Raw genomic sequence first — 10,217 nt, forward strand, 5'->3', positions numbered from 1 at the left:
ATCAGACTATGCAAAAAAAACAGGAATAAGTTATCGAACGGCTTGGAGGTGGTGGAAACAAGGGAATTTAACAGGCTATCAATTGCCTTCTGGTACAATTATCATAACGGATGACAACCATTCAAAACCCGACTTGATAGCTTGCATTTATGCAAGGGTTTCCAGCGCCGAAAATAAAGACAATCTAGATAGACAAGCTGACCGATTAAAAGATTATGCTGTTGCTAGAGGCTACAAAATCTACAAAGTCGTCAAAGAAGTAGGCAGTGGATTAGACGATAATCGCCAACAATTAGCCAAAATTCTAGTTGACCCCAATTATAATGTTTTAATTGTTGAACACAAAGAGCGTCTAGCCAGATTTGGGACTAATTATCTAGAAATCTTGTTAAAAGAACTAGATAAAAAAGTGGAGATTGTCAATCAAAGTGAGGATAAGCAAGATGAGTTGATGTCAGATTTAATAGCCATTATTACTTCTTTTTGTTCTCGAATTTACGGATTAAGAAGGTCGAAAAGAAAGACAGAAAAGATTATAGCTGAGTTAAAAGACAACGAATAATAATGTTAGTAGCAGAAAGACACATTATCAAGAAAGGACATCCATTTTGGGCTGAGATAGATAATTAATCTTGGCAGTCTAAAAATCTTGACAACTCAGCCAATTATTTAATCCGACATAATCTTTAGATAAGCGGAAAAAATCACCATTTTATATTGTTATGTTGGTTCAATAATTTTTATCCCTGCTCTAAATTCCCGCAGTGCTTGAGAGTGATAGAATGGATTTATGTCTGAGTTACAAAGATGTAATTTTAGGGATTGAATTAAAAGTATGGCGGGATAAAAAACGCGATCCGCAACCTGATGGAATTGAACAATTAAAGTCTTATTTAGGGCGTTTGGGGGTAGATTTTGGTTGGTTATTTATCTTTGATAGGCGGAAAAATGCTTTACCAATGGAAGAAAGGTTATCAACTGAGGTTGTGGTGACGGAAAATCAATATAGAATTACTGTGATATTGCTTGCCCTCTCAAAGTGACAAACTGGATGCCGAAGAGATATCCGCAGAAAAAAGCTGATATCTGACGACTTTAAGATAGTTTACGGTTCACTGCCACGATTGCGCCAGACTTGCCAACCGACGTAACCGAGGAGGAGAGTCGCACCAAAGGCAAAACCCCAACCACTGGGAACATTGGAGAAACCGAGGGCTAAACTGCCCACCCAGAGGGTTAGGGCATAGATAAATAACACTGTCAGACGGTGAGAGATACCAGCTTTCAGTAAACGGTGGTGTAAATGACGTTTATCAGCCACAAAAGGGGATTTTCCGCGTTTGAGACGGGAAATAATCACCGTGGACATATCGAGGAGAGGAACCGCGAGGATGAGATAGGGTAATAGGACGGCGGTAACGGCAACGGTAGTCACAGCAGTGGTTTTAGCCAATCCAATCACCGCCACACCCGCCAGGGTAAAACCCATAAAATAGGCCCCACCATCCCCCATAAAAATTTGGGCAGGATTAAAATTGTAACGCAGAAAACCCAAAGCCCCACCCGCTAAAGCGGCGGCGATAATAGCGGCGGCCGGTTGTCCCATCACCAAAGTTACAATCAAAATCACCACGGCAGATATACCCGAAACCCCCGCCGCTAATCCATCTAAACCGTCAATCCAGTTAATCGCGTTAGCCATCCCCACTAACCAGAGGAGAGTAATCGGTAAACTTAGCCAATGAATTTGTAATAAATCGCCGAAGGGAATAGAGAGGAAATCGATCCTTACCCCGGCTTGCCAAGCTAGAAAAGCGACGCTAAACTGCATTACCAAACGATTGAGCGGCGAAAGATTAAAAAGATCATCCGCTAGACCGATGAGGAAAAAGCCCAAACCGCCTAGGGTTACGCCCCAAACTTCCCATTCTCGATCGCTGTTTAAACCGGCAAACCCTCCCAACCACCAAACGATCAGGAGTGCAGTTAAAGCGCCGACAAAAATCGAAACTCCCCCCAGTCGAACCATGGGCTTTTCATGGACCTTCCTTTCTTCGTTGGGTTTATCGACGTAACCGCTTTTCAGTCCGACGGTTCTGACGAGGGGGGTACTCCAAAGTACCACGGTATGGGCGATCAGAAAAGCAATTAGATAGTATAAATCTCCAGACATGGGAATTGGGGGGGCGATTTAATTCACAATTGGCAACTGACAGGCAATCGCCAATTATGAATTTTTATTATCTCTCGTTTTAGGCCAAGGCGGGGACGGAAATATGGAGATGGGGATAGAGGGGGAAGCTTTCACAGAGTTTCGCTACCCGTTGACGGCAAGCATTTCTCAGGTCTTCATCACTGGGATTAAGGAGAATATCGGCGATAATGTTGCCAATCTCGATAAATTCCGTTTCTCCTAGTCCTCTGGTGGTCATAGCCGGGGAACCCAAGCGCAGACCACTGGTGACAAAGGGAGACTCGGGATCGAAGGGAACAGTGTTTTTATTAGCGGTAATATTGATGGTACTCACTAAGCGATCGGCTTCTTTCCCGGTCATGCCCACGGATCTTAAATCGAGTAACATCAAGTGATTATCCGTACCATCGGTGACAATTTTAATCCCTCTAGCTTTCAACTGACCGGCCAAAGCTTGGGCATTAGCGATTACTTGTCCTGAATAGATTTTAAACTCCGGTTTCAGGGCCTCCCCAAAAGCCACCGCTTTCGCCGCGATCACGTGTTCTAGGGGACCGCCTTGGGTACCGGGGAAGACGGATTTATCGAATTTTTTGCCTAATTCCTCGTCTTTGGTCATAATTAACCCCCCCCTAGGACCGCGCAGGGTTTTGTGAGTGGTGGTAGTTACCACATCACAGTGGGGTAGGGGGTTAGGATGATGACCAGTGGCCACTAAACCGGCAATATGGGCGATATCTGCCATCAGGTAGGCCCCCACTGCGTCAGCGATAGCGCGGAATTTCTCGAAATCAATCTGGCGCGAGTAGGCAGAATAACCGCAGATAATTAGTTTGGGTTTTTCCTTGCGGGCGATGTCAAGGATGAGATCGTAGTCAAGACGTTCGCTTTCGGGACTTACTCCGTACTGTACTACTCGGAACCATTTCCCGGAAACGTTAACGGGGGAACCGTGGGTAAGATGACCACCGTGGGAGAGATCCATCCCCATAATCGTATCGCCGGGCTGCAAGAGGGTCAGGAAAACGGCGAAATTAGCTTGGGCCCCGGAGTGGGGTTGTACGTTAGCGTGGTTTGCCCCAAATAGTCGTTTAACCCGATCGATCGCTAATTGTTCCGCTTCGTCAACGTATTCGCAACCACCGTAGTAGCGTTTTTTGGGCAGTCCTTCCGCGTATTTGTTGGTTAAAACCGAACCCTGGGCGGCCATGACGGCAGCCGAGGTAAAGTTTTCACTAGCGATTAATTCTAGGTGATCTCTTTGACGTTGCAGTTCTTTTTGCAGAATCCCTGCGATCGCTGGATCGGTCAAGGATAGTATATCTAGGTTCGTATCAGTCACGGTTACTCGATCCTTTCTTTAACAATTTACCTGTAATCATTGGGTCACTTTCTCCATTTTGGCACAATCTCTAATCTTCCGACACACCAGTGAGCTTAATTGCTTCTCTTCGGGATCGAGCGTCGATTGTCAACTGTTATCGGATTTTAACAGGTCAAAAGCCTTATTTTAAAAGGGTTTTACCATTATTCAGCAAACCCTAAGTAATAGTAATCTTAGCTAATTTAATAGAAGTTGCCAGTTAAAAGCAAGAAAAAATTACAGTTATCCATGCCAAATACTTCGGGTTTCGGTAGAACCCCCCAAAAGCTTGGATTGAGTGATAAAATCGGAAGTAATGCCCAATTTTAGCGGTGATTTTACCTTTAAAAATAACAACTTAGTAGAAGTTCTACAAAAAGTTGACAAATCCAAAAAAGAGGGTGGATTACCTTCAAGATAACCCCCCCGAAAATTACCATTAATTATCTGTAATCAACCGGTATTTCTCATCCCTGCTGCAATACCATTAATCGTCATTAAAGCACCCCTTAATAACTCCTCTTTAGAGTAGCGGAAATGAATCACACCGGATTGAGCTTGACTGTTGTATTGACGTAAACGCTTGAGGAGAGACACCTGTAGGAAACCGAGGGGAACGATCGAACCGTTGCGTAACTGCACCGATCGCTGTAAATTCGGATCATTATCCAATAAATGTTTCTCGCCAGTGATCTGGAGAACAATCTCGCTAGTGCGATTATATTCCTCTTTGATCCTTTCAAACAGACGTTGAAAACGTTCTCGATCTTCCTGTTTAGAAAGTTCACTGACGTAGTGATAGGCCATCTGTAGGTCCACCTTCGATAGAGTCATGTCTGCCTTAGAAATCACCATCTGGAAGAAAGGCCACTTGTGATAAAAATGGCGTAACAATTCCAAATTTCTGCTAGGAGAATCATCGAGAAACATCTGTAAAGCTGTCCCTAAACCATACCAAGCCGGTAAAAGAAAACGGGTTTGGGTCCAACTAAATACCCAGGGAATTGCCCGCAGGGTACTTAAATCCTGTTGACCACTTTTCCGGCGCGCTGGTCGGGAACTAATCTGTAAAAGACTAATTTCAGGAATGGGAGTTACAGACAGGAAGAAATCTAAAAAGTCCGGTTCTTCATAAATCAAACTGCGATAGGTTTGCCGTGAACGGGTGGCCAACTCCTCCATGATGCGATTCCAGGGTTCGAGATCATCAAAACCACTGCCCAGTAAACTTGCCTGTATGACTGCCGTTACGGCCGTTTCGAGGTTATACAAGGCCAATTCTGGTAAAGAGTATTTCGAGGCTAAAACCTCGCCTTGTTCGGTGATTTTAATGCGACCGTTAATCGTTCCCCGGGGTTGGGCGAGGATAGCGGCGTAGGCCGGTCCACCACCCCGACCGACGGAACCGCCCCGGCCATGAAAAAGACGTAGATCCAAGCCGTATTGTTTAGCGGTTTTTTGTAAAGCCTTCTGGGCCTTATGAATTTCCCAATTACTGCTCAAAAAGCCGGAATCTTTATTACTATCGGAGTAACCCACCATAATCTCCTGTAAATTACTCGGTTCCAAGATGGCAGGTTCCGGGGTCACGTCCTCCCCGTTTAAAGCCCCTAAATGGTCGTAACCGCCGGCTAGGGTTGCCCGATAGAGGGGCAATTCAAACAAAGTCTCCATGATGCCAGGGGCGTGTTTGAGGTCATCGACGGTTTCAAAGAGGGGAACGATGCGGAGGGAACTGCGGCTAGTGGCGGGGTCGTATAAACCGGCTTCTTGGGCTAATAACAGCACTTCTAGCACATCGCTGGCCTCGTTGGTCATGCTGATAATGTAGGTTTGGCAGATTTCCAGACCAAATTCCCCTTGCAGACTTCTTAAAACTCGCAGGGTTTCAATGGTTTCGCAGGTTCTTTCCGAGAAGGGCATTTCCCGGGGAATTAAGGGGCGACGGGTTTTTAATTCCTCCACTAACCAGGCGATTTTTTCTGATTCGCTTAATTGGCCGTAGGGTTTGGGTAAAACTCCGAGATATTCAGCGATTTCTTCGATACATTCGGCGTGACGGGTGGATTCCTGCCGAAAATCTAACTGAGTCAGGACAAAGCCAAAAATCTCCACTTGGGCGATCAGTTGAGCGAGTTCTTGACAGGAAAGACCGGTTTGAAAGAGACTGCGCTGTAATAGCTGTAATTCGGCTAAAAACTCGGAACCGGAGCGATAGATGTTGGTTTCGTTGAGTTTAGTTAATAATTGTCGTTCTTCCGGGTCATTGAGCCGATCATTGCGATCACGCGTATTTTCCAGACGTTTTTGAATAAAGGCCAATTTGAGGCGATAGGGTTCCTGACGGTAGCGGATTGCTAACTGGCTATAGATTTCGGGCATTTGCTGTTTATCTCTGTCCAGGGAGTCCAGCAACTCCGGCAAGACGTGACACCAGTGCAGGGAGGCACTTAAAATACTGGTCAGGTCGCGAATAGCATCGAGATATTTTTTAATAACGAGATTGCGCTGATAACAGCAGGTTTTCCAGGTGACTTCGGGGGTAACGGAGGGATTGCCATCCCGATCTCCCCCGACCCAAGAACCGAAGCGACAGAAGTTATTTTTCGGCGCTCGTAAACGGGGAAAGGATGATTCTAGACTTTGCTGCAGACGCAGGGTTAACTGGGGTAGGGAATCAAAGAGAACTTCATCGAAGTAGTGCAGGGCATAATCCACTTCATCGACGACGGTGGGTTTAAATTGGTGTAGTTCATCTGTTCGCCACCAAAAACGAATTTCTTCTTTTAACTGTTTGGTGACTGTTTGTGCTTCTCTGGAGTTAGTTAACCCCATACTGCGAAAGATTTCTTCTGCTTGGTCGAGTTTTTCGAGAATGCCTGAGATACGGCGCTGTTTAATGCGAATGGTATGACGGACAATTTCCGTGGGGTGGGCCGTGAAAACCAGACGAATATCTAACTGATCGAGAAGACGCTGAATTTCTTGGGGGGGGACGTTAACCTGTTTGAGATAGGGAAATAACCAGTGAAATAGTCCCGATTTTGGGCTGGAGTGATCGGACTCGTTCAGGGTTTTTTCTAGCCAATCGGCCCCGACAATGGTGGCTAAAATGCTTTTTTGCGTTGGGTCAGCCTTGGGACTTTCGTTTTCTTCCCCGATCACCGTCCGTCGCAGTAGTTGCTGATCCCTTTGTTCGTAGTGTTGTTCAATAATATTTATTAACTGGAAATAGAGGGCAAAAGCGCGGGTAACTTTGATCGCTTCCCCTAGTTCCAAGTCTTCGATCATTTTGGCGATCATTGCTTCCGCACTATCATCGGTCACTTGTCCTTCCTCAGAACAGAGATGCCGCAGTAATTCCAGTAAATCGACTAATTCTTGACCACATTCGGAGACTAAGACTTCTTTCCATAAATCTTCGATTAATTTCAGTCTTTGCTGCAGAAACAGGTTGGAAGTGCTGAAAATATCCTGTTCGGTTTCGGTCGAGGGGACAAGGACGCTCATAATTTTAATTAGTAATCAGTAATCAGTAATCAGTAATCGGGAGTCAGTAATCAGTAATCAGTAATCAGTAATCAGTGAAAAGAAAGCTCAGAACTTACCACTTAATACTATTCACTGAAAACTCAAATCTGATCATTGATAACTGATCTATCGGGATTAGTTCTTAGGGTTTGTCAAAGATGAGATTATATCCCCAAGAATCACATTTTTTCCTATTTTTAACAAAAACTTCACTATTTTTGCCTCTTTTCAGGGGGCAAAAGGACTTTTTTCTTGGATTATTGGTCACTGTTTACCGGTAACTGATCGGGAATATTGAGCAGGGGCAAGCGATCGCCACGAAAGATTTCCTCACTGTCTTTCCCGACTTCTATCAACCAATTATTAATAGAACGTAGTCCCAAGTAGGATAAAAGAAAGGGACTGACCGCTAGACTAAGCCAAAGCTCGATCGGTTGAGTTTTCATGGCAATTTCTCGGTTAAAGGACGGCGTTTGATCCGACGAATCGGAAAATTAGCAATTAGGGCTGTAGTTCGTTGGTCACTTTCTAAGAGTAACTCGGTTTCCTCGGTGTCGATATCAAGATAACGACTGACCACTTCTAAGATTTCTTGACGCATCATATTGAGAATTTCGGGACTAAGATCGGCGCGATCATGGGCCAGAATAAGTTTTAAGCGTTTTTTAGCTTGGTCGCCACTTTTGCCCGAACCGCGCCATGCTAGAAGTTTATCGATCAGGTCATTCATAGTAGGTTAAGGGGTTGAGATGAGAGAGTTTAAGGCCCAAACAAGCGACGACGCAGACGAGTGAGAAAACCTTCCTGACCGGCCATTAAATCTAGAAACGGCACATCGCGACCCTGTAAACGCTGGGCAATGTTTCTAAAGGCCATGGAGGGGAGAGAGGTCTTCTCCTCTAATACTAATGGTTCCCCTTTATTAGTGGAAATAATAATTCTTTGATCGTCGGGAATAATCCCCAACAGGGGAATTACCAAGAGGTCGAGAATATCCTCGACGCTGATCATCTGATTAAGTTGGATCATTTCTGGCCGCAGCCGGTTGACAATCAGACGGATACTCTTAATATCTTCGCTTTCTAGTAATCCCACCACGCGATCGGCATCTCTCACCGCCGACATTTCCGGAGTAGTAACGATGATCGCTTCTTGAGCAGCGGCGATCGCATTGCGAAAACCCATTTCAATTCCTGCCGGGCAATCAATCAATACATAGTCATAACTTTTTGACAATTGGGCGACTAAATCCTTCATTTGAGCACCAGTAATTGCCTCTTTGGTGCGGTTTTGTGCCGCCGGTAATAAGACCAGATTTTCCTGTCTTTTATCCTTAACTAAAGCTTTATCAAGGCTACAATCTCCCGCCACCACATCGAGGGCAGTATAAACGATACGCTGTTCTAATCCTAACAATAAATCGAGATTTCTCAGTCCGAAATCAGCATCGACAAGGGCGACTCGACAGCCTAATTGAGATAAGGCTGAACCTAAGTTCGCCGTTACTGTCGTTTTACCAACTCCTCCCTTTCCCGATGTCACCACAATTACACGAGCCATAATTTATATCAGTTATCAGTTATCAGTTATCAGTTATCAATTATCAATTATCAGTTATCAGTTATCAGTTACCGGTTATCAGTTATCAGTTATCAGCTATCAGTTATTGGTTTGATAGAGTTTTTCATTTCAACGCAGTTAATCCCTATTTTTACGGGTCACTGAATCACTATTTACTGATCACTGTTTACTGGTCACTGATCACTTTTTTTCTACCCATCCCACTTTATCTTTAAAGGTGTAGGTTCTGGAAAAATTATAAGCCCCAATGATGCGGATTCCTCCTTCGCTGATACAGGCAATTTCTGGTTCCATGCGATCGCTATTCACAGCCGGGGTGCGTGCCACTAATTCTGCGATCCTCAGTTGAGTTAATTCGATTCGCAGGGCCATAATTACCGCTGCTCGATCGCCGCGGAATCCAGCATGGGCCACACCGCGTAAACCCCCCCAAACTAATATATCGCCATCAGCGACGATCGATCCGCCGGGGTTGACATCGCCCATGACTATAACTGTACCCGGGTGACGGATTTCTACACCCGATCGCAGCGTGGTTTTTAAGTACAAAGGTTCGGCGAGGAGGGATGGCAGCGGTTGCTCGTCCCCGAAAACCGTGGGATTCGAGCGCATTTGTTCGACATTGTAACCCATGGTTGCCGCTGCCACTGCGGTTTGTCTTCTTTGGGTTTGGATGGTATGCAGGGATAATTCGGCACTGTCTAAAATTGTGGCGATCGCTTGTAGTTGGCGCGTATCCATCAGGCGATCGTTGGACCGTAGGTGTACTGGTGTTCTAGCGGGGCAGTTTTGGCCGCTATTACGGAGATAATATTTTAATCCTGTCAAGATATCTGTCCAATCCTGACTTGTCTCCCCGGCGCTGGTTTTGGGCAAAATTAGCACCAATTTCTCGCCCTCACTTTTTAGGTGTATTTGGGCGTATCTTTCCATTACCGAGGCTGATGGCTCAATTTTTTCGGTTTCTAAGTCAATTTCTTGATTTATTTCGGTTTTATTTTCATCCATAAAGATAACTTTTTACTTAAAAAAGACAAAGCGCAAAATAGCAATCAGCAACCCGACGGAAGCGGTAATTAGTGAACCGCCTAAAATGGTTATCAATGCCCAAATTTGATTTTTTTGACTGCCCTCGACTATTTTGAGACGATTATCCATCCCTTCGACTCTTTCGGTTAATTTTGCCTGTCCTATCTCTAGGGATTTAACATCTTGCTTGATTTCCTTAATATCAGCTTTAATTTCGCCAATATCAGCTTTAATTTCGCCAATATCAGCCTTAATTTCGACGATACTATGCTCGATCGCCGTGAAACGAGTCTCGATCGCCGTGAAACGAGTCTCGATCGCTTTTTGTCCGTTGATAATTAAGTCTTCTAGCCTTTTCAAGTCCGTATCGGCAACAGTTTTCATCGAAAATTTTGGGTCTGAAACCCCGTCGTTCTACGACGGCTTTACCGTTAAATACTAGCGCATTTACCAAATATATGCTAAAATGTGAGACATGGAAAAAGCCTACTCGTTTCGATTTTACCCCACACCCGAACA

At 44.8% G+C, this 10,217-nt stretch carries 10 protein-coding genes and 1 pseudogene; 3 read left to right on the plus strand and 8 right to left on the minus strand.

Annotated elements, in window-relative coordinates:
• Together IM322_RS05640 and IM322_RS05645 are read left to right on the plus strand one after the other, a co-directional pair.
• Positions 1 to 562 (plus strand): IS607 family transposase (locus IM322_RS05640; protein WP_287674403.1); only part of this gene is annotated, 562 nt, incomplete at its 5' end.
• 211 nt (positions 563 to 773) lie between these two features.
• Positions 774 to 1,043, plus strand: a pseudogene (locus IM322_RS05645) (hypothetical protein); the annotation flags it as partial.
• 62 nt (positions 1,044 to 1,105) lie between these two features.
• Here IM322_RS05645 and IM322_RS05650 read toward each other — a convergent pair.
• The 8 genes from IM322_RS05650 to IM322_RS05685 all read right to left on the minus strand — a co-directional run bounded on the left by IM322_RS05650 (position 1,106) and on the right by IM322_RS05685 (position 10,082).
• Positions 1,106 to 2,173 (minus strand): glycosyltransferase family 4 protein, encoded by a 1,068-nt coding sequence (locus IM322_RS05650; protein WP_287674405.1) that lies wholly within the window; start codon positions 2,171 to 2,173, stop codon positions 1,106 to 1,108.
• A gap of 79 nt (positions 2,174 to 2,252) precedes the next feature.
• The gene (glyA, locus tag IM322_RS05655) at positions 2,253 to 3,536 is read right to left on the minus strand and encodes a serine hydroxymethyltransferase (RefSeq protein ID WP_287674407.1); all 1,284 of its coding nucleotides are present in this window, start codon (positions 3,534 to 3,536) and stop codon (positions 2,253 to 2,255) included.
• A 474-nt stretch (positions 3,537 to 4,010) separates the two neighbouring features.
• Positions 4,011 to 7,067 carry a phosphoenolpyruvate carboxylase gene (gene ppc / locus IM322_RS05660; protein ID WP_287674410.1) on the minus strand — a complete coding sequence of 1,019 codons (3,057 nt, stop codon included), beginning with the start codon at positions 7,065 to 7,067 and terminating at the stop codon, positions 4,011 to 4,013.
• Positions 7,068 to 7,345: 278 nt separating this feature from the next.
• Positions 7,346 to 7,534 (minus strand): hypothetical protein, encoded by a 189-nt coding sequence (locus IM322_RS05665; RefSeq protein WP_002761679.1) that lies wholly within the window; start codon positions 7,532 to 7,534, stop codon positions 7,346 to 7,348.
• Complete coding sequence (gene minE / locus IM322_RS05670; protein WP_002764792.1) at positions 7,531 to 7,818, minus strand: cell division topological specificity factor MinE; 288 nt, start codon at positions 7,816 to 7,818, stop codon at positions 7,531 to 7,533. Before minE ends, IM322_RS05665 begins: the two co-directional genes overlap by 4 nt.
• 29 nt (positions 7,819 to 7,847) lie before the next feature.
• Positions 7,848 to 8,648, minus strand: coding sequence for a septum site-determining protein MinD (gene minD / locus IM322_RS05675; RefSeq protein ID WP_286825914.1), 801 nt, complete (start codon positions 8,646 to 8,648; stop codon positions 7,848 to 7,850).
• A gap of 201 nt (positions 8,649 to 8,849) precedes the next feature.
• Positions 8,850 to 9,677 carry a septum site-determining protein MinC gene (gene minC, locus IM322_RS05680; protein ID WP_287674413.1) on the minus strand — a complete coding sequence of 276 codons (828 nt, stop codon included), beginning with the start codon at positions 9,675 to 9,677 and terminating at the stop codon, positions 8,850 to 8,852.
• Between the two features lie 12 nt (positions 9,678 to 9,689).
• Positions 9,690 to 10,082 carry a hypothetical protein gene (locus IM322_RS05685; protein ID WP_287674414.1) on the minus strand — a complete coding sequence of 131 codons (393 nt, stop codon included), beginning with the start codon at positions 10,080 to 10,082 and terminating at the stop codon, positions 9,690 to 9,692.
• A 91-nt stretch (positions 10,083 to 10,173) separates the two neighbouring features.
• Here IM322_RS05685 and IM322_RS23195 point away from each other — a divergent pair.
• A partial coding sequence (locus IM322_RS23195) for a helix-turn-helix domain-containing protein (protein WP_353737494.1) occupies positions 10,174 to 10,217 on the plus strand: 44 nt, incomplete at its 3' end.

This window comes from Microcystis sp. M109S1 (genome assembly GCF_020247025.1).
Lineage (GTDB): Bacteria > Cyanobacteriota > Cyanobacteriia > Cyanobacteriales > Microcystaceae > Microcystis.

Excerpts from the sequence above, each read along its gene's own strand:
- IM322_RS05650 (WP_287674405.1), bottom strand. The coding sequence starts at position 2,173 with ATGTCTGGAGATTTATACTATCTAATTGCTTTTCTGATCGCCCATACC.
- ppc (WP_287674410.1), bottom strand. The coding sequence starts at position 7,067 with ATGAGCGTCCTTGTCCCCTCGACCGAAACCGAACAGGATATTTTCAGC.
- IM322_RS05665 (WP_002761679.1), bottom strand. The coding sequence starts at position 7,534 with ATGAAAACTCAACCGATCGAGCTTTGGCTTAGTCTAGCGGTCAGTCCC.
- minE (WP_002764792.1), bottom strand. The coding sequence starts at position 7,818 with ATGAATGACCTGATCGATAAACTTCTAGCATGGCGCGGTTCGGGCAAA.
- minD (WP_286825914.1), bottom strand. The coding sequence starts at position 8,648 with ATGGCTCGTGTAATTGTGGTGACATCGGGAAAGGGAGGAGTTGGTAAA.
- minC (WP_287674413.1), bottom strand. The coding sequence starts at position 9,677 with ATGGATGAAAATAAAACCGAAATAAATCAAGAAATTGACTTAGAAACC.
- IM322_RS05685 (WP_287674414.1), bottom strand. The coding sequence starts at position 10,082 with ATGAAAACTGTTGCCGATACGGACTTGAAAAGGCTAGAAGACTTAATT.